Origin of the sequence: Tsukamurella paurometabola DSM 20162 (genome assembly GCF_000092225.1) — a bacterium.
Taxonomy (GTDB): Bacteria; Actinomycetota; Actinomycetes; order Mycobacteriales; family Mycobacteriaceae; genus Tsukamurella; species Tsukamurella paurometabola.
Genome location: NC_014158.1, coordinates 2,675,605 through 2,694,676, shown reverse-complemented (window position 1 = coordinate 2,694,676; position 19,072 = coordinate 2,675,605). Strand labels below are relative to the sequence as shown.

At 69.7% G+C, this 19,072-nt stretch carries 17 protein-coding genes; 16 read left to right on the top strand and 1 reads right to left on the bottom strand.

Going from position 1 to position 19,072, the window contains the following annotated elements:
- Positions 1-24 precede the first annotated feature (24 nt).
- The 7 genes from TPAU_RS12980 (at position 25) to TPAU_RS12950 (ending at position 7,041) form a co-directional block, all read left to right on the top strand.
- Positions 25-2,787 carry a helix-turn-helix transcriptional regulator gene (locus tag TPAU_RS12980; protein WP_013127216.1) on the top strand — a complete coding sequence of 921 codons (2,763 nt, stop codon included), beginning with the start codon at positions 25-27 and terminating at the stop codon, positions 2,785-2,787.
- 75 nt (positions 2,788-2,862) lie between these two features.
- Positions 2,863-3,228 (top strand): YciI family protein, encoded by a 366-nt coding sequence (locus TPAU_RS12975; RefSeq protein WP_013127215.1) that lies wholly within the window; start codon positions 2,863-2,865, stop codon positions 3,226-3,228.
- A gap of 37 nt (positions 3,229-3,265) precedes the next feature.
- On the top strand, positions 3,266-3,802 hold the full coding sequence (locus TPAU_RS12970) for a YceI family protein (RefSeq protein WP_013127214.1): 537 nt from the start codon (positions 3,266-3,268) through the stop codon (positions 3,800-3,802).
- 55 nt (positions 3,803-3,857) lie between these two features.
- On the top strand, positions 3,858-4,946 hold the full coding sequence (locus TPAU_RS12965; protein ID WP_013127213.1) for a M24 family metallopeptidase: 1,089 nt from the start codon (positions 3,858-3,860) through the stop codon (positions 4,944-4,946).
- A gap of 15 nt (positions 4,947-4,961) precedes the next feature.
- The gene (gene efp, locus TPAU_RS12960; protein WP_013127212.1) at positions 4,962-5,525 is read left to right on the top strand and encodes an elongation factor P; all 564 of its coding nucleotides are present in this window, start codon (positions 4,962-4,964) and stop codon (positions 5,523-5,525) included.
- Positions 5,526-6,023, top strand: a complete 498-nt coding sequence (nusB, locus tag TPAU_RS12955) for a transcription antitermination factor NusB (RefSeq protein ID WP_013127211.1) — start codon at positions 5,526-5,528, stop codon at positions 6,021-6,023.
- Between the two features lie 49 nt (positions 6,024-6,072).
- Positions 6,073-7,041, top strand: a complete 969-nt coding sequence (locus TPAU_RS12950) for a bile acid:sodium symporter family protein (protein ID WP_013127210.1) — start codon at positions 6,073-6,075, stop codon at positions 7,039-7,041.
- Here the strand turns inward: TPAU_RS12950 and TPAU_RS12945 are convergent.
- A complete protein-coding gene (locus TPAU_RS12945) occupies positions 7,038-9,014 on the bottom strand; it encodes an FAD-dependent oxidoreductase (protein WP_013127209.1) in 1,977 nt (658 codons plus the stop codon). The genes TPAU_RS12950 and TPAU_RS12945 overlap by 4 nt on opposite strands.
- 101 nt (positions 9,015-9,115) lie before the next feature.
- On the opposite strand from TPAU_RS12945, the gene pyrR reads away from it, so the two are divergent.
- The 9 genes from pyrR to gmk all read left to right on the top strand — a co-directional run bounded on the left by pyrR (position 9,116) and on the right by gmk (position 19,027).
- Complete coding sequence (pyrR, locus tag TPAU_RS12940; protein WP_013127208.1) at positions 9,116-9,694, top strand: bifunctional pyr operon transcriptional regulator/uracil phosphoribosyltransferase PyrR; 579 nt, start codon at positions 9,116-9,118, stop codon at positions 9,692-9,694.
- Positions 9,691-10,647, top strand: a complete 957-nt coding sequence (locus tag TPAU_RS12935) for an aspartate carbamoyltransferase catalytic subunit (RefSeq protein WP_013127207.1) — start codon at positions 9,691-9,693, stop codon at positions 10,645-10,647. The genes pyrR and TPAU_RS12935 overlap by 4 nt, the downstream gene beginning before the upstream one ends.
- 55 nt (positions 10,648-10,702) lie before the next feature.
- Positions 10,703-12,016, top strand: a complete 1,314-nt coding sequence (locus tag TPAU_RS12930) for a dihydroorotase (protein ID WP_013127206.1) — start codon at positions 10,703-10,705, stop codon at positions 12,014-12,016.
- Positions 12,013-12,504 (top strand): PH-like domain-containing protein, encoded by a 492-nt coding sequence (locus TPAU_RS12925; protein WP_013127205.1) that lies wholly within the window; start codon positions 12,013-12,015, stop codon positions 12,502-12,504. The genes TPAU_RS12930 and TPAU_RS12925 overlap by 4 nt, the downstream gene beginning before the upstream one ends.
- On the top strand, positions 12,505-13,641 hold the full coding sequence (gene carA / locus TPAU_RS12920) for a glutamine-hydrolyzing carbamoyl-phosphate synthase small subunit (RefSeq protein WP_013127204.1): 1,137 nt from the start codon (positions 12,505-12,507) through the stop codon (positions 13,639-13,641).
- Positions 13,641-16,970: a carbamoyl-phosphate synthase large subunit gene (carB, locus tag TPAU_RS12915; protein WP_013127203.1), complete on the top strand. Its 3,330-nt coding sequence runs from the start codon at positions 13,641-13,643 to the stop codon at positions 16,968-16,970. The genes carA and carB overlap by 1 nt, the downstream gene beginning before the upstream one ends.
- Positions 16,967-17,779, top strand: a complete 813-nt coding sequence (gene pyrF, locus TPAU_RS12910) for an orotidine-5'-phosphate decarboxylase (protein WP_013127202.1) — start codon at positions 16,967-16,969, stop codon at positions 17,777-17,779. Before carB ends, pyrF begins: the two co-directional genes overlap by 4 nt.
- Before the next feature lie 328 nt (positions 17,780-18,107).
- Positions 18,108-18,422 carry an integration host factor, actinobacterial type gene (gene mihF / locus TPAU_RS12905; protein ID WP_013127201.1) on the top strand — a complete coding sequence of 105 codons (315 nt, stop codon included), beginning with the start codon at positions 18,108-18,110 and terminating at the stop codon, positions 18,420-18,422.
- 47 nt (positions 18,423-18,469) lie between these two features.
- Positions 18,470-19,027: a guanylate kinase gene (gene gmk / locus TPAU_RS12900; RefSeq protein WP_041944424.1), complete on the top strand. Its 558-nt coding sequence runs from the start codon at positions 18,470-18,472 to the stop codon at positions 19,025-19,027.
- Positions 19,028-19,072: the final 45 nt, after the last annotated feature.

The following is a 19,072-nucleotide window of genomic DNA, read 5'->3' as shown; positions in this document are numbered from 1 at the left end:
CGCCGCCCCCGATAGGGTGGCCTCGTGACGCTGGTAGGCAGAGACGGCGAATGCGCGCGGATCGACCGGCTACTTGCCGGCGCGCGCGCCGACCGCGGCGGCGCCCTCGTCGTCCGCGGCGAGCCCGGTATCGGCAAATCCGCCCTCCTCGAACACGCTGCCCACGAGGCGCAAGCGTCGGGAATGCGGGTCATCCGCGGCGCAGGCATTGAGTCCGACGCCGAGCTGGCCCACGGCGGCCTGCACCAGTTGCTCTGGCCCCACCTGGCGCGACTCGACGCGTTGCCCGCGCCGCAGGCCGCCGCCCTGCGCACGGCATTCGGGCTCGACGATGGCTTGGCGCCCAACCGTTTTCTCGTGTCAGCGGGAGCGCTCGCCCTGTTCGCGGACCTTTCCGACGATGCGCCGCTGCTGGTGATCGTCGACGATCTCCAGTGGCTCGATCGCGGTTCCACCGAGGCTCTCCTGTTCGCCGCGCGACGCTTCGCCGCCGATCCCATCGCGATGCTGTTCGCGGTCCGCGAGACGTCGATGCCCTTCGTTACTCCCGGCGTCGACACCATCGCGCTCGACGGGCTCCGCGCAGGTGATGCCGCCTGCATCCTCGATGCGCACGCACCGGGGATCGATGGACCTCTGCGCGCTCGCGTCCTGGATGAATCGGCGGGAAATCCGCTCGCCCTCATCGAACTCGGCTCACTGCGGAAGGCGGGTGACGAAAGCGCGCCGTCGGACATCGCGGGTCCGGTGGGTGCGCTCCCCGTGTCGCAGCGCGTGCACCTGGCCTTTCGCGGCCAGATCTCAGCGCTCCCCGACGCCACGCGCCGCGCCTTACTCGCCGCGGCTGCGGACTCGGCCGCTCCGCTTGCGACCACGCTGCGTGTCATCGAAGCGCTCGGTGGCGGGATCGCCGATCTCGTGCCCGCCGAGCGGGCAGGCCTCATCACCGTTGGAGAGCGGATCCTCTTTCGCCATCCGCTGGTTCGGACGGCCGCCTACCGCGGCGAGCCGCTGCCGCACCGGATCGACGTGCACCGTGCCTACGCTCATGCGGCTGCGGCTGATGCGGACCGCCGGGCCTGGCACCTCGCCGCTGCGACGACGGCACCGGCCGAATCCGTCGCCGCCGAACTCGACGGTGTTGCCGAACGCGCCCGCCACCGCGGCGGCGCCATGGCCGTCTCGATCGCCTACGACCGCGCGGCACGGCTCAGCGAGGACGGCGAGCGCAGGGGCGCACGGGTCGCGCTGGCGGCGCAGGCCGCCTACGACGGCGGACGGCCCGACCGTGCACAGCGACTCGCCTCCGAGGCCCTGGCGCTGAGCGGCGACGCCGGGGTGCGCGCGGATGCGGTGTACGTGCTGGGCGCGGTCGCCTACGAACGCCAGTCTCCGCGCGCCGACGCCGAGCTCACCCTCGAAGCGGCGCGGTCGACGCTCGCGGACGATCCGGAGCGGACCGTGCTCGCGTTGTACGAAGCGGGACACGCCGCCCGGCACGGGGCGGCGGGAGATCTGCTGCAGGAGGTGGCCGCGGTGCTCCGCGACGTCACGCCACCCGAAGAGTGGACGCCCGTCGTCGAAGCTCTCCTCGGTTGGGCCGAACTCGCCGACGGCAGGCCAGGCCATGCCATCACCCGCATGCTCCCACCCGTAGTGGGCTCCGGCAGTGTCCCACTGACCCATGCCATCACCGCCGCCATCAGCGGGCTGCTCACCGCGCGAGAGGATGAGGTCGTTCCCGCCGTCGAGGAGACGCTCGACGCGGCGCGCGCAGAGGGCGCGCTGGGCTGGATCCCGTACTTCCTCGGCGTGCTCGCGGTCGCCCGGCTGCTCCGCGGGGAGTTCGCAGACGCTCGCGCCTGCGTCGCCGAGGGCGCGGCGGTGAGCGAGGAACTGGCGAACCGCACGGAATTGCTCGCGCACCGTTCGCTCGAGGTGTGGTTGCTCGCGGTGTCGGGGGAGGAGCAGAGCTGCCGGGCTCTCGCCGAGCACGTCCTCCCCGAGGCACGGCACCGGCACCGCGTCGACGCCGACATCGGGATGTGGGGGACCGGCGTGCTGGACCTCGCGGCGGCCCGGTACGCGGACGCAGTGGTCGCGCTGGAGGCCGTGTGCACAGGTCCGGCCCGGCGCGACGTCCTGCTGCGCGCCGTGCCCGACCTGGTGGAAGCAGCCGCGCGCGGCGGCGTGCCGGAGCGGGCGGCTGGTCCGCTGGCTGACTTCGCGGAGTGGGCCGAGGTCGTCGGCCGGCCCGTGACGAGCGGCCTCGCACAGCGCTGCCGCGCCCTTCTCGCCGACGACGACGAGGCCGAGGAGCTCTACCTCGGAGCACTGCGCCTGCATGAGGAGGCCGCGGGTGGCTACGACCTGGCCCGCACCCGGCTGGTTCACGGGGAGTGGCTGCGCCGCCGACGGCGCCGGACGGAGGCCCGGGCTCAGCTCGACGCCGCGCTCGCCGGGTTCGAGGACGTCGGCGCCGCCGCGTGGGCGCAGCGCGCTCGCAACGAGCTGGCAGCGCTGGGCGCCCCGGGGAAGGGAAAGCGCAGCGCAGGACCACTCAACCTGCTCACGCCGCAGGAGTTGCAGGTGGTGCGGCTCGCGGCGGCCGGCAACACCAACAAGGAGATCGCGGCGCACCTCTTCCTCAGCCCGCGCACGGTGGGCTACCACCTGTACAACGCCTACCCGAAGCTCGGCGTCGCGGGCCGCGGCGACCTCGCGGGCATCGTCGCGCAGGAACGTGGCACCGGTACTCCGCTCCTGGAACCCGGTCATCGCGACTGATCCGCGCGGAGCCGGCCGCTCGTAGCGTTCTTCCTAGGGCGAAACGCCCGCACCGGACCCGATCAAGGAGCGATCATGACCCAGTACTTCCTCAGCCTTCCGCACGATTCCGCCGAGGAGACCACCATGGCCGATATCGACCCCGCCGAGCTGGAGGCGCTCTTCGCCGAGGTGGGGGCGTTCAATGACGAGCTTCAGTCGACGGGCGCGTTCGTCTTCGCAGGCGGCCTGCAACCGCCGTCGACCGCGACCACCGTGGACGCCTCGGGCGACGCGCCGGTGTTCACCCCGGGGCCGTTCGTGGAGGCGCCCGAGTACCTCGGCGGCTTCTGGGTGGTCGAGGCCGACAACGACGACGACGCGATCGAGTGGGCCAAGAAGGCCTCGCGCGCGCTGCGCAGTCGAGTGGAGGTCCGCGCGCTGCAGGAAGCGCCGGCGTGACCGGTGCCGGCGCCCGGCCGGCGGTACATTCGGGACTGTGACCGAGACCAGGACCATCGATCAGTCCAGCGCGGTGCTGGAGGTGCACACCGGTGTAGCCGGCCGGTCGGCCCGTCTCGGTCATCGCCTGGTACTCGCCCCCGGTACCTGGCGGGCGGACATCGGCGTCGACGGTGATCAGCCGGTCTCGATCGCGGTCACCGTCGACGCGAGGTCTCTGGAAGTGGTCTCCGGCGAGGGCGGCCTCACCCCGCTCAGCGCGCCGGAGCGGACGGTGGCGACCGCCAACGCGCAGCGGTCCCTGAAAACGAAGACCAATCCCGCGATCGAGTACCGATCCACGTCGGTCGCGGCGTCCGAGAACGGATTCCGGGTGCAGGGTGAGCTGACGATCTGCGGCGCCGTCCGCTCCTGCGATTTCGCACTGGTCTACGAGGAGGCCGAGCCCGCGCCGGTACTCGCGACCGCCGTCCCGGTTCGACAGAGCGACTTCGGCATCAAACCCTTCTCGCTCATGATGGGCACCCTGCAGGTCGCGGACGAGGTCACCGTGATCGCTCGCGCCACCGTATGAACCTGCGCCATCTGCCGTGCCCCGGCCGCCAGTACGCCGCGATACGGTGGCAGGTATGCCGCAGACGACCACCGATTTCGCACGCCGGCGCGACAATCTCCGCGCCCTGCTCCCCGGGCACGATCCGAGCCTGAACGCGATCCTCATCACCAATCTCGACAACGTCCGCTATCTCTCGGGCTTCACCGGATCGAACGCCGGCCTGCTCGTGGCCGCCGATCCCGCCGACGACGCCATCGCCACCGATGGCCGCTACCTCACCCAGGTCGCCGAGCAGGCGGGTGATCTGCGTGCTGTCATCGAACGCGACGTGGCGGCGGCCCTGCTGGCCGGGACGGCGGGCAGCATCGTCGGGTTCGAAGCGAACTCCGTCAGCTACGCCGACCACGCCCGGCTCGCCGCGCAGGGCGCCCGGCTCGCACCCACCACCCGGCTCGTCGAGGGACTGCGCGAGGTCAAGGACGCCGGCGAGATCGAGCTGCTCCGCACGGCCTGTGCCATCAGCGATCAGGCCCTCGCCGCCCTGATCGATGAGGGCGCGATCCGCCCCGGCGCGACCGAATCGCAGGTGGCCCGCCGGCTCGAGAACCTGATGTACGAGTTCGGTGCCGAGGCCGTGGCCTTCGAGACCATCGTCGCCGCCGGCGCGAACTCCGCCATCCCGCACCACCGGCCCACCAACGCCGTGCTCGCCGGCGGTGACTTCGTCAAGATCGACTTCGGCGCGCGGTATCGGGGCTACCACGCCGACGAGACGCGCACCGTCGTCCTCGGCGAGCCATCCGCCTGGCAGCGGGAGATCTACGACGTGGTCCGCGCGGCGCAAGCCGCCGGCCGGGAGGCTCTGGTGCCGGGTACCGACGTCCGCGAGATCGACGGCGCCGCGCGGTCGGTGATCGAGGCTGCGGGCTATGGCGAGCAGTTCCTGCACGGCCTCGGCCACGGGGTCGGTGTGGAGATCCATGAAGCCCCGGCGCTGGGCAAACTCGGCAGCGGTACACTGTCCGACGGTGCTGTGGTCACCGTGGAGCCGGGTGTGTACCTCCCGGGCCGTGGTGGAGTCCGCATCGAGGACACCCTCGTGGTCCGCGCTGATGGACCGGAACTGCTGACCCGCACCACCAAAGACTTGATCACACTCTAGGAGAATCGACACACCGTGGCATCGACTGCTGACTTCAAGAACGGACTGGTCCTCAACCAGGAGGGCCAGCTCTGGCAGATCATCGAGTTCCAGCACGTCAAGCCGGGCAAGGGCCCCGCCTTCGTGCGGACCAAGCTCAAGAACGTGGTCTCCGGCAAGACGGTCGACAAGACCTTCAACGCCGGCGTGAAGGTGGACGTGGCGACCGTCGACCGCCGCGACTTCGACTACCTGTATCACGACGGCTCGGACTACGTGTTCATGGACGCCGAGACCTACGACCAGATCAATCTCCCGGAGGAGAAGGTCGGCGAGGGTGCGAAGTTCCTGCTCGAAAGCATGCGCGTGCAGATCTCGATGCACGAGGGCGAGGCCCTGTTCGTCGAGCTCCCGATCTCGGCCGAGTTCGTGGTGCAGCACACCGATCCGGGCCTGCAGGGCGACCGCTCCACCGGCGGCACCAAGCCCGCCACCCTGGAGACCGGCGCCGAGATCAACGTGCCGCTGTTCATCAACACCGGCGACAAGCTCAAGGTCGACACTCGCGACGGCAGCTACCTGGGGCGCGTGAACTCCTAAGTGCCCGATCAGTCTGAGAACAAGCGCCCCAAGAAGTCGGGCGCCCGGCACCGCGCCCGCAAGCGCGCCGTCGACCTGCTCTTCGAGGTCGAGGCTCGCGGCGTCACCGATGTCGATGGTCTGCTCGCGGAGCGCCGGACCCTGGCGGCGGACGATGCGTCCGTGCCGCCGGTCTCCGAATACACGGCCCAATTGGTGACCGGCGTCGATGTCGATCGTGAGCAGCTGGACTCCGTGATCACCTCGCATCTCACCGGATGGACGCTCGCGCGTCTGCCCGCCGTGGACCGAGCGATCCTGCGTGTCGCCGTGTGGGAGCTGTTCAACGCACCCGACGTGCCGCCTGCCGTGGTGGTCGACGAGGCCGTCGAGTTGGCCAAGGAGCTCTCCACCGACGAATCGCCCTCGTACCTCAACGGCGTACTGGGCAAGGTCGCGACGCTGGCTCCGCAGGTGCGTTCGGCCGCGGCGGCGCAGCCCGCCGACCGCGCGGAATAGACAGAACGGGGCGGTTCGCGGCGCGCGCCGCGGTCGATAGGCTGCCGCAATGGCCGCCGATCCCACCGCAGCAGACCCGCCCGCGCATATCGCCACTCGGATCGGCCGGCGAGCGGGGACGTGGTTTCCGTTGGTGGTACTCGCGGCCGGCGCTGTGGCGGTCACCGTGCCGGGGCCGTTTCTGAGTCTCGCACCGGCGATCAACCCGCTCCTCATGGTGATCATGCTCGGCATGGGTATGACGCTGCGCGGTGCCGACTTCGCGGTGGTGGCGCGGCGGCCGGTGCCGTTGCTGATCGGCGTGCTGGCGCAGTTCGTGATCATGCCGCTCACCGCCTGGTGCCTGGTCTCGGTCATCAGCCTGGATCCCGCGATCGCGGTCGGCGTGATCCTGGTTGCCGCCGCGCCGGGCGGCACCGCGTCCAATGTGATGGCCTACCTCGCCAAGGGCGATGTCGCGCTGTCGGTCGCCATGACCTCGGTCTCCACGCTGGTCGCGCCGGTCGCCACGCCGCTGCTGGTGCAGTGGCTCGCGGGCTCCTACCTTCCGGTCGACACCCTTGGCATGTTCCGGTCGATCGTGCAGATCGTGATCATCCCGATCGCCGTCGGTGTCCTGCTGCGCCGTTTCCTGCCTCGCCTGGTCGATGGCCTGGTTCCGTGGATGCCCACGGTGTCGGTAGCCGTCATCACCCTGGTCGTGCTCGCGGTGGTCGCGGGCAGCGCCTCGGCCGTCCTCGTCTCGGGACTAATCGTGTTCGGGGTGGTGATCGCGCTCAACGGCGTGGGGCTGCTGCTCGGCTACGGCGCGGCGCGCGTCTCAGGTCTCGACGAGGCCGCGCGCCGCGCGGTCAGCATCGAAGTCGGTATGCAGAATTCGGGGCTCGCAGCGGGTCTGGCGCGCACCCATTTCGCGCCGGAGGCGGCGCTACCGGCGGCGATCTTCTCGGTGTGGCACAACATCTCCGGCTCGATCCTCGCGAGCTTCTGGTCGCGCCGACCACCGCTGCCGCGTTAGCCGAGCCGGGTGGCCAACGCCCGAGCATTACGCAGCGCCAGCGCCTGGATGACCCCGGCGGGGTGCACGCCACTGGCCGTCGGCAACATCGACGCGTCGGCGATCACGATGTTCGGCGCGTCCCACAGGGCACCGTCGGGGTCGGCAGCGCCGCGCTTGGACGACGCAGCCATGCGGACGGTGCTCATCGCCTCGAAGGAGGCCAGCGCGATCTCGCCGACGCCGTAGCCAGCGGAATGCGAGCGGCCCAGGAACCCCTCGATGGGCTGGTCGCCGGGGACGTAATCGCCCCCACACTGCTGACCGGTGAAGATTCGTCGCGCACCGGCAGCTTCCAAGATCCGCACAGCGGTGTCGACGCCGGTGCGCAGGTGCGCCCGATCCGCCTCCGCGAGGTCGTAACGCACCGACGGCTCGCCCGACGAGTCCATCATCACCTCGCCGGAACCGCGATCGCGCAACACCACCCGCAGCAGCGACAGGTGCGGAAGCTGGCGCATCACGTTGAGGTGCTCGCCGGCATTGCGCCATGGCACATAGCTCGACGCCACCGCCGGAGTCACCGGTGCGGTCTCGTAGATCACCCCGAAACCGCTGCCGTCGAGATCGGCGTGCGCATCGCTGTATCGGGCCGAGGTGGTGCCGTACCAGGGCGCCACCACGTCACTGAACACCCCGAGCGCCGTGGCGGTGGGATGCAGGTGCAGGTGTTTGCCCACGTGCTGCCCGCCCAGGCCCGACCGGGCCAAAAGCGCAGGGGTCTCGAACGCGCCGGCGGCCACGACCACCGCGCTGCACCGCACCGTCAGCCAGGAACCGCCGGAGGTGCGGGCGACGACGCTCCGGGCCCGGTTGCCCTGCACCTCGATCGACCGGGCCTGTGCGCCGGTCACGATCCGAGCGCCCCGCTTCTCGGCGTCGCGCAGCCACGTGCGTCCCGCGTCGTGTTTCGCGCCGATGCGACACCCCAAGCCGCAGCGGCCGCACTCGACGCCCTGATCACAGTTGTTGTCCACGGCGCGCTGCACCGTGTGCACGGGCAGGCCCAGATCGCGGCACCCCTTCTCCAGGAGTTCGTCACGGGGTGCGGGGGCGCTCATCGACGAGGTGACGCCGACCCGCTGCCACACCGCATCGAGTGCGGCGTCGAAATCGGGGCCGGTGTCCACACCGCGGGCGGACCAATCGGCCAGCACGGCCTCGGAGGGACGGAAGTAGCCGCCGTGCGAGGCCACGGTGCCGCCGCCGAGGCAGTTCGCGGACAGGAGGAAGGACTGGGCGTTCTCGGTCCAGAAGGGGCTGGGCGCGAACAGGTTCGATAGGCCGTCCAGATCGGTTCCGCCCATATCCGACGGGGCCACGTACTCGCCGCGTTCGAGCACGATGACGTCGAGACCGGCTTCGGCGAGTTGCGCCGCGGCCACCGAACCGCCGGCACCGGAGCCGACCACCACGACATCACAGGCCGTCGTGGCGTCGATCTCGTACCGAGTGGGGGTGAGCGGACGCAACGCCCGCATCGCTCGGCCGCGCGGCTTCTTGTGCGGCGTCTGCGGTGGGTAACCGATCGCCGCCATCAGATCGGCCCCCGGACCGTGGTTGCCGTCGGCGCCCCCCGCGGTGTAGTAGGCCAGTAGCGCGATGTTCCGCAGCCGCTTGAACAGCATCCGCTTCTGGCTGAACCGCGACCGCGACAGGTCGATCAGGATCCGTTCCCGGTCGGCGAAGGACAGGTCGGCGAACCGTTGCCCGCGGGTTCCGAGGACGGTGGCGCAGAACACCCGGTTATCGAACAGCGACAGCGATTGCGACAGGGACATGCCGTCGCTGTCCCGCGGGCTGCGCATCGCATAGGAAACCGCCAGGTCGCCGGCGCGGAGATCGCTGGCCGAGGGGATCGCCACCCCGTCGCCCGGGGCGAACGTGTCCACGATCGCCGAGAGCGTCGCGCGCTGCCTGGTGGACAGATCCATGACTCGAACGTACTGGTATGCTTCTCACTGCATCAAGGCATCCTTTAAGTCCGTCCCGTGAGGCGGAGCGAGCCGTCCAGAGAGGCGGAGAAGGAGGTCACATGGCTCGGGAACTCATGTCCGCGGCTGACGTCACCCGCACGGTGGCTCGGATCGCGCATCAGATCATCGAGAAGACCGCCCTGGACGCCGGTGGCGAAGAAGCGCCCCGCGTCGTCATCTTCGGCATTCCTACGCGCGGTGCGGTTCTCGCCGCCCGCCTAGCCGCCGATATCGAGGAGTTCTCCGGCGTGGCGGTGCCCGTCGGCCACCTCGACATCACCCTCTACCGCGACGACCTGCGGCACAAGCCGCACCGGCCGCTCGAGCGCACCACGGTGCCGCCACAGGGCGTCGACGGTGCGCTCGTCATCCTGGTCGACGATGTGCTGTTCTCCGGCCGGACGGTACGCGCCGCGCTGGATTCGCTGCGTGACCTCGGCCGCCCCGCCGCCGTCCAGCTCGCTGTGCTGGTCGACCGCGGACACCGGCAGCTGCCGATCCGCGCCGACTACGTGGGCAAGAACATCCCTACCTCGCGGCACGAGGACGTCCAGGTCCGGCTGCAGGAGAAGGACGGCGAGGACGCCGTGGTGATCTCCGAACTCGATGATGTCCCGGGCGAGGGGAGCGGCGCGTGATCCGGCATCTGCTCTCCGCCGCCGATCTCACCCGCGATGACGCCGAGGCGATCCTCGACGAGGCCGACCGATTGCAGCAGGCGCTACTCGGCCGCGAGGTCAAGAAGCTGCCCACGCTGCGGGGTCGCACGGTGATGACCGTCTTCTACGAGAACTCGACCCGTACCCGCGTCTCCTTCGAGGTGGCCGGGAAGTGGATGAGCGCGGACGTGATCAACGTCTCCGCCTCGGGCAGCTCAGTGGCCAAGGGGGAGTCGCTGCGCGACACCGCGCTCACCCTGCATGCCGCCGGCGCCGACGCGCTGATCGTCCGTCACCCCGCCTCGGGTGCGGCGCAACAGATCGCGGCGTGGACCAATTCGGCATCCGCCCTCGACGGTATCCCCGGTCCGGTGGTGATCAATGCCGGTGACGGTATGCACGAGCACCCGACGCAGGCCCTGCTCGATGCGCTGACGCTGCGCCAGCGACTCGGCGGCATCGAGGGACGCCGCGTGGTGATCGTCGGTGACGTGCTGCATAGCCGGGTCGCCCGGTCGAATGCCCTCCTGCTGTCCACGCTCGGCGCGGAGGTGGTGCTGGTCGCTCCGCGCACGCTGCTACCGGTGGGCGTGCATACCTGGCCGGTCACGGTGGCGGACTCCCTGGAAGCCGAGCTACCCGGCGCCGATGCGGTGATGATGCTGCGCGTGCAGGCCGAGCGGATGAACGGGGGCTTCTTCCCGAGTGAGCGGGAGTACTCGGTGCGCTACGGGCTCAATGCCGACCGGGCCGCGCTGCTGCCCGAGCACGCCGTCGTCCTGCACCCCGGACCGATGCTGCGCGGCATGGAGATCGGCTTCTCGGTGGCCGACTCCGCGGAGGCCGCGATCCTGCAACAGGTCAACAACGGCGTGCACGTGCGCATGGCGGTGCTCTTTCACCTGCTCGCCAAGGACGGGGGCACGGAGTGACCGCGGCGCGCCACCGTGCCACCACACCATCTCCTCGGAACGACGGGAGCCCCGAATGAGCTTGCTGCTCACAAACGTCCGGCCCTACGGCGAGGGCGAACCGGTGGACGTCGCCATCGACGGCGGCGAGATCACCGCGATCGGCACCGGTCTGGACGCACCTGCCGACGCCGAGGTGATCGACGCGGGTGGCAACGTCCTGCTCCCCGGTTTCGTCGATTTGCACACGCACCTGCGTGAACCCGGCCGGGAGGACACCGAGACCATCGAGTCCGGTTCGGCCGCCGCCGCGCTCGGTGGGTACACCGCGGTCTTCGCGATGGCCAACACCAGCCCGGTCGCCGATTCCGCCGTGATCACCGACCACGTGTATCGCCGCGGCCAGGAGGTCGGCCTGGTCGACGTGCACCCGGTGGGCGCCGTCACCGTGGGCCTGCAGGGTGAGAAGCTCGCCGAGATGGGGATGATGGCCGCCGGACCGGGCCGGGTCCGCGTCTTCTCCGACGACGGTGTGTGCGTCTCCGATCCGCTGCTGATGCGGCGCGCCCTGGAGTACGCCTCGTCGCTCGGTGCCGTCATCGCCCAGCACGCCGAGGAGCCGCGGCTCACCCGGGGCGCCGTCGCCCACGAGGGGCCAGAGGCCGCACGGCTGGGCCTCACCGGCTGGCCGCGTGCCGCCGAGGAGGCGATCGTGGCCCGCGACGCCCTGCTCGCCCGTGACGCCGGCGCGCGCGTGCACATCTGCCATGCCTCCACCGCCGGCACCGTCGAGCTGCTGAAGTGGGCCAAAGGACAGGGCGTAGCGATCACGGCCGAGGTCACTCCGCATCATCTGCTCCTCGACGATTCGCGGCTGGCCACCTACGACGCGGTGAACCGGGTGAACCCGCCGCTGCGCGAGGCCTCCGATGTGGCCGCACTGCGGAAGGCCCTGCGCGACGGCGTGATCGACTGCGTGGCAACCGATCACGCCCCGCACGCCGAGCAGGACAAGTGCTGTGAGTTCGCCGCAGCCCGCCCGGGCATGCTGGGCTTGGAGACGGCGCTCGCGATCGTGGCGCAGGTCGCGGTCGAGCCGGGCGATATCACCTGGCGCGATGTGGCCCGCGTGATGAGCGAGAAGCCGGCGGAGATCGCGCGGCTCGACGACCACGGCCGGCCGATCCGCGTGGGCGAGCCCGCGAACCTCACTCTGGTCGACCCCGACCTGGGGTGGACCGTGCGCGCCGACGACCTGGCGAGCCGGTCCCGCAACACCCCGTTCGCCGAGCTGGAGTTCCGCGCGAAGCCGGTACTCACGGTGCTCCGCGGCCGGATCACCGCGCGCGACGGCGTCGCGGCCGCACCGGGAGCGGGGGAGCGGGCGTGAGCGTCAGCGACTTCGCCACGCTGCTGCTGGTGCTCGTGGTTCTCGCCGGACTCTTCTCCTTGATGGCCCTGGGCTGGCGCCGCCGCGGTCGGCGGCAGGCCGCCGCGGTCGGCGAGATCCCTAGCACCCCTGAGCAGCTCACCGATTTGGTCTTCGGTCCCGTGTCGGGGGTGTACGTGGGCTCCACCATCGCACCGCACTGGCAGGACCGGGTGGCGGTCGGGGACTGGGGCTACCGCGCCACGGTGAACCTGAGCCGCTACGAGGACGGCTACTTGATGGAGCGTGCCCGCGGCAACCCGATGTGGATCGCCGACGACGCGATCGTCGAGGTGCGCCGGGCGGCGAAGCTCGCCGGCAAGGTGATGCCCGGCGACGGCCTGTTGGTGATCCGCTGGGAACTGCCCACGGGCACCGTGATCGACTCCGGCTTCCGGGCCGATGACAAGACGACGTATCGCAAACTGATGGACGTGAGGGAAAGCTAGATGGCTGCACAGGAATTCGGGAACGGGCCCGCACTGTTGGTCCTCGAGGACGGCACGGTGCACCGCGGCGTCGAATTCGGCGCCGTCGGCCAGACCCTGGGCGAGGCCGTCTTCTGCACCGCGATGACCGGCTACCAGGAGACTCTCACCGACCCGTCCTACGACCGGCAGATCGTGGTGGCCACGGCCCCGCAGATCGGTAACACGGGCTGGAACGACGAGGACGACGAGAGCCGCGGCGACAAGATCTGGGTGGCCGGATACGCCGTGCGTAACCCCACCCGCCGGGTGAGCAACTGGCGTGCCAGCGGCACACTGGAGGGCGAACTGGTAGACCAGGGCGTTGTCGGAATCGGCGGCATCGACACCCGTGCGGTGGTCCGCCGCCTTCGTGACCACGGGTCGATGCGCGCCGGCGTCTTCTCCGGCGAGGCGCTCGCCCCCGAGGCAGAGCTGCTCGACCGAGTGCGGGCGCAGCCGTCGATGAAGGGCCAGAACCTGATCGGCGAGGTCTCCACCACGGAGACCTACACCGTGGAGCCGAATGGCGAGGCCCGCTACACCGTGGTCGCCGTCGACCTGGGTATCAAGACCAACACCCCGCGGATGTTCGCGGAGCGCGGTATGCGGGTGCACGTGGTGCCCTCGACGATCACGCTCGACGAGGTGAAGTCACTGAAGCCCGACGGCTTCTTCCTCTCCAATGGACCGGGCGACCCGTCGACCGCCGAGCACGAGGTCGAGCTCACCCGCGGTGTCCTCGACTCGGGCCTGCCACTGTTCGGCATCTGCCTGGGCAACCAGTTGCTGGGCCGAGCGTTCGGCCTGGACACCTACAAGATGAAGTTCGGGCACCGAGGTATCAACATCCCCGTGGTCGAGCACACCACGGGACGGATCTCGATCACCGCGCAGAACCACGGCTTCGCCCTGGAGGGAGAGCGTGGCCAGGAATTCGACACGCCGTTCGGCCGGGCCCGCGTCAGCCACGTGTGCGCCAACGACGAGACCGTGGAGGGAGTCGAGCTGCTCGACGGCCGCGCCTTCTCGGTGCAGTACCACCCGGAGGCCGCGGCCGGCCCGCACGATGCCGCCTACCTCTTCGACCGCTTCGCAACCATCATGGGAGACAAGTAATGCCACGGCGCACCGATATCCAGCACGTCCTGGTGATCGGCTCGGGCCCGATCGTGATCGGCCAGGCCTGCGAGTTCGACTACTCCGGCACCCAGGCCTGCCGTGTGCTGCGCGCCGAGGGACTGCGCGTGTCGCTGGTGAACTCGAACCCGGCAACGATCATGACCGATCCGGAGTTCGCCGACTCGACCTACATCGAGCCGATCAACCCGGAGTACATCGAGAAGGTCATCATCGCCGAGCGCGATAAGGGCTTCCCGATCGATGCGGTGCTCGCCACTCTGGGTGGCCAGACGGCGCTCAACGCGGCCGTCGGCCTGCACGAACAAGGCATCCTGGACAAGTACGGCATCCGCCTGATCGGCGCCGACTTCGACGCCATCCAGCGCGGTGAGGACCGGCAGAAGTTCAAGGACATCGTCGCCAAGATCGGCGGCGAATCCGCCCGCTCCAAGGTGTGTTTCACGCTCGACGAGTGCAAGCAGACCGTCGCCGACCTCGGCTACCCGGTGGTCGTGCGGCCGTCGTTCACCATGGGTGGTCTCGGGTCCGGCATGGCCTACGACGAGGCCGACCTGGAGCGCATCGCCGGCGCCGGTCTCGCCGCCTCGCCGACCGCGAACGTACTCATCGAGGAGTCGATCCTCGGCTGGAAGGAGTACGAGCTCGAGCTCATGCGCGACGGCCGCGACAACGTCGTGGTCGTCTGCTCCATTGAGAACGTCGACCCCGTGGGTGTGCACACCGGCGACTCGGTCACCGTGGCACCGGCCATGACGCTCACTGACCGCGAGTACCAGATCATGCGCGACCAATCGATCGCGATCCTCCGCGAGGTGGGCGTCGACACCGGCGGTTGCAACATCCAGTTCGCGCAGAACCCGCGCGACGGCCGCCTCGTCACCATCGAGATGAACCCCCGCGTCTCGCGCTCCTCGGCGCTGGCGTCGAAGGCCACCGGCTTCCCGATCGCCAAGATCGCCGCGAAGCTCGCCGTGGGCTACACGCTCGACGAGATCCTCAACGACATCACCGGCGAGACGCCGGCGTGCTTCGAGCCGACCCTCGACTACGTGGTGGTCAAGGCCCCGCGCTTCGCCTTCGAGAAGTTCCCCGGCGCCGACGACACCCTCACCACCACCATGAAGTCCGTCGGCGAGGCGATGAGCCTGGGCCGCAGCTTCGCTGAGGCGTTCGGCAAGGTGATGCGCTCGCTCGAAACAAAGCGTCACGGCTTCTGGACCGGGGCTCCGGTCGAGGGCTCGCTCGCCGAGCTGCTGGAGGAGATCAAGGTCCCGCGCGACGGCCGGTACTACCTGATCGGCCGCGCCTTCGAGTTGGGTGCCACGGTCGAGCAGGTCTTCGATTCGACCGCGGTCGACCCGTGGTTCCTGGAGGAGATCAAGGCCACCGTCGACCTGGGTGCGTACGTCCGGGACACCGACCTGACCCCGGATCTGGTCCGATTGGCCAAGACTCACGGGTTCTCCGATCTGCAGATCGCGAACCTTCGAGGCATCGGCGAAGACGAGGTCCGGGCCTTCCGGCACGAGCACGGCATCCGCCCGGTCTACAAGACCGTCGACACCTGCGCCGCCGAGTTCGAAGCCAAGACCCCGTACCACTACAGCAGCTACGAACTCGATCCGGCGGCCACGAGCGAGGTGGTGCCGCAGACCGAGCGCCCCAAGGTGCTCATCCTGGGCTCGGGCCCGAACCGGATCGGCCAGGGCATCGAATTCGACTACTCGTGTGTGCACGCCGCGCTCACCCTGAGCCAGGCCGGGTACGAGACCGTGATGATCAACTGCAACCCGGAGACGGTGTCCACCGACTACGACACCGCCGACCGGCTCTACTTCGAGCCGCTGACCTTCGAGGACGTGCTCGAGGTGTATCACTCGGAGCAGGCCTCCGGAGCGGGTGGTCCCGGCGTCGTCGGCGTGATCGTGCAGCTCGGTGGACAGACCCCGCTCGGCCTTGCGGCCCGCCTCAAGGCCGCCGGCCTGCCCATCGTCGGTACCTCGCCCGAGGCCATCGACCTCGCCGAGGATCGCGGCGAGTTCGGCCGGGTGCTCACCGAGGCCGGGCTCCCGGCGCCCAAGTTCGGTACCGCGACTACTGCCGAGGGCGCCCGCGATGTCGCCGCCGGGATCGGGTATCCGGTCCTGGTGCGCCCGTCGTATGTGCTCGGCGGCCGCGGTATGGAGATCGTCTACGACGAGCAGGCGCTGCTGGACTACATCGGGCGGGCGACCGAACTGACTCCCGACCGCCCGGTGCTGGTGGACCGTTTCCTGGAGGACGCGGTGGAGATCGATGTCGACGCGCTGTGCGACGCCACCGGCGAGGTCTTCATCGGCGGCATCATGGAGCACATCGAGGAGGCCGGAATCCACTCCGGCGACTCGGCCTGCACCCTGCCGCCCACCACTCTGGGCCGCGCCGACATCGATGCGGTGCGCACCGCCACCGAGGCGCTGGCCCGCGGGATCGGCGTGCACGGCCTGATGAATGTTCAGTACGCGCTCAAGGACGACGTGCTCTACGTCCTCGAGGCGAATCCCCGGGCCTCCCGAACGGTGCCGTTCGTGTCGAAGGCGACTGCTGTGCCGCTGGCCAAGGCGTGTGCCCGCGTGATGCTGGGCCAGACCATCGCGGAACTGCGGGACCAGGGCATCCTGCCGCGCGAGGGGGACGGATCGCAGATGCCGATCGAGGCGCCGGTCTCGGTCAAGGAGGCGGTGCTGCCGTTCAACCGGTTCCGTCGCGCGGACGGCAGCGGTGTGGATTCCCTGCTCTCGCCCGAGATGAAGTCCACCGGCGAGGTGATGGGCGTGGACCGCGACTTCGGCACGGCGTTCGCGAAGTCGCAGACGGCCGTGAGCGGTTCGCTACCGGCTACCGGCAACGTGTTCGTCTCGGTGGCGAACAAGGACAAGCGCGCGCTGATCTTCCCGGTCAAGCGACTCGCGGATCTGGGATTCTCCATCCTGGCTACAGCGGGTACTGCAGATGTGCTGCGCCGCAATGGTGTTCATGTTGAGACCGTGCTCAAGCATTCGGACGTCATCCCCGAGGGTGAGCAGTCGATCGTCGAGAAGATCAAGGCGGGCGAGGTCGGACTGATCATCAACACCCCGTACGGCAATGCCGGTCCGCGAGTGGACGGGTACGAGATCCGAACCGCTGCCGTCCAGGCGTCCGTGCCGTGCGTCACCACCGTCCAGGGTGCCTCGGCGGCGGTCCAGGGCATCGAGGCCGCGCTGCGCGGTGGCATCGGGGTCAAGAGCCTGCAGGACATGCACGCGGCGCTGGTGAACACGTGAGCGTGGCGACCACGTTCAGCCGGCGGGTCGCCGACGCGGTCGCCGCGCGCGGGCGGTTGGTGGTGGGCATCGACCCGCACCCGCCGCTGCTCGCGGCGTGGGGCCTGTCCGACGATGCCGCCGGCGTGCGGGCGTTCGGCCTGCGCTGTGCCGAAGCTTTCGCCGGCGAAGTCGGCTTCGTCAAGCCGCAGGTGGCCTTCTTCGAGCAGTTCGGCGCCGCCGGGATGCTCGCACTGGAGGAGGTCACTGCGGCGTGCCGCGAGGCTGGCGCGGTGGTGATCGCCGATGCCAAACGCGGTGACATCGGTACGACGATGGCGGGCTACGCCCGTGCCTGGCTCGGCGACTCGCCGCTCGCGGCGGATGCCGTCACGCTCTCGCCCTATCTCGGTTACGGGGCGTTGAGGCCCGCGATCGACGCCGCTCGTGCCGCAGGTCGGGGAGTGTTCGTACTGGCGCGGACCTCGAACCCGGAGGGGGCGCAGGTGCAGGCCGGCGGCGTCGCCCAGCGGATCGTCGACGATGCGCGAGCCGATAACGCCGATGGTGCCGGGACGGTCGGGCTGGTCGTGGGTGCCACCCGCGAACACGGCCTCGATGTGGCCGGCCTCGGCGGTCCGATCCTGGCGCCCGGACTGGGGGCGCAGGGTGCGACTCCGGCGGACCTGGCCGCGATCTTCGGCTCCGAGACCACTGTGCTGCCCAATTCGTCGCGCAATGTGCTTTCCGCAGGCCCCGACGCCGGTGCAGTGCGCGACGCCGCGCTGAGGGTGCGCGACGAGGTCGAAGCCGTCCTCGGCACCCGCTGAGCACGCCGGAGGCCTCGACACGCCCGCGACACGCGCGAGCCGGTCTACGAGTTTTGGGTATCTCCGCAGGTCACATGTGTTTCTCGTGTCACAGGAGGAACCCATCGACAGCGACCGGCTTATTCGCTTAAAGCCTTGTGCGTCAAGGGTTTTCGATTGCAACCTCGATCTTGTTCGATCGTCATCGTGTGGTCGGCTCACGACGTTGTACAGCACCGTCAAACCGCAGGTGAGAGGGGGGTGGGGTTCCCACTCGCGGTCAAACCTCGGTACCGTCGCAGGAGTCGCACTACGCGGCACGACTAAGTACATCGAAGACGGAGGAATCGTGGCCCTTCCCCAGTTGACCGACGAGCAGCGTGCTGCTGCTCTGGAGAAGGCAGCTGCCGCTCGCCGCGCCCGCGCTGAGCTGAAGAATCGGCTGAAGAGCGGTGGCACCACCCTGCAGCAGGTGCTGAAGGACGCGGAGAGCGACGAGGTGCTCGGCAAGATGAAGGTCTCGGCTCTGCTCGAGGCGCTTCCCAAGGTGGGCAAGGTCAAGGCTCAGGAGCTCATGACCGAGCTGGAGATCGCCCCCACCCGCCGCGTGCGCGGTCTGGGCGAGCGGCAGCGCAAGGCGCTGCTCGAGAAGTTCTCCGCCTGACACATCACGTGTCCGGAGTAGTTCCCGCAGGCCGGAGGGGCCGACTGGTGGTACTGGTCGGCCCCTCCGCCGTTGGTAAGTCATCCGTTGTCGGCCGGCTCCGCAAGGAAGTGCCCGACCTGTTCTTCTCGGTGTCCGCCACCACGCGCGATCCGCGCCCCGGTGAGGTGGACGGCCGCGACTACCACTTCGTGGGCGATCACGGCTTCGACCGGCTGATCGCCGACGGCGACCTCTTGGAGTGGGCCGAGATCCACGGTGGACTGCAGCGCTCGGGCACCCCGTCCAAGCCGGTCTACCAGGCTCTGGAAGCTGGACGCCCGGTGCTGGTCGAGGTCGACCCCGCCGGCGCGGAGAGTGTGAAGGCCGCCCTCCCCGAGGCCGTCACCGTGTTCCTGAGCCCGCCCAGCTGGGCCGAGCTGGAGCGCCGCCTGCGTGGCCGGGGGACCGAGAGCCCCGAGGTGATCGACCGCCGGCTCGAGACTGCGCGGGCCGAAATGGCGACCCGTGACGACTACGACGCGGTCGTCGTGAACGACGACTTGGACCGCGCCGTGGCCGAGTTGGTATCCTTACTGGTCGGCCCTGTCGCGCGCGACGCGTAGACTCGGTTCGACTTGAGAACTTTTTCGCTACCTGACGTAGGAGAC

Excerpts from the sequence above, each read along its gene's own strand:
- TPAU_RS12975 (WP_013127215.1), top strand. The coding sequence starts at position 2,863 with ATGACCCAGTACTTCCTCAGCCTTCCGCACGATTCCGCCGAGGAGACC.
- TPAU_RS12965 (WP_013127213.1), top strand. The coding sequence starts at position 3,858 with ATGCCGCAGACGACCACCGATTTCGCACGCCGGCGCGACAATCTCCGC.
- TPAU_RS12950 (WP_013127210.1), top strand. The coding sequence starts at position 6,073 with ATGGCCGCCGATCCCACCGCAGCAGACCCGCCCGCGCATATCGCCACT.
- TPAU_RS12945 (WP_013127209.1), bottom strand. The coding sequence starts at position 9,014 with ATGGATCTGTCCACCAGGCAGCGCGCGACGCTCTCGGCGATCGTGGAC.
- pyrR (WP_013127208.1), top strand. The coding sequence starts at position 9,116 with ATGGCTCGGGAACTCATGTCCGCGGCTGACGTCACCCGCACGGTGGCT.
- TPAU_RS12930 (WP_013127206.1), top strand. The coding sequence starts at position 10,703 with ATGAGCTTGCTGCTCACAAACGTCCGGCCCTACGGCGAGGGCGAACCG.
- carA (WP_013127204.1), top strand. The coding sequence starts at position 12,505 with ATGGCTGCACAGGAATTCGGGAACGGGCCCGCACTGTTGGTCCTCGAG.
- carB (WP_013127203.1), top strand. The coding sequence starts at position 13,641 with ATGCCACGGCGCACCGATATCCAGCACGTCCTGGTGATCGGCTCGGGC.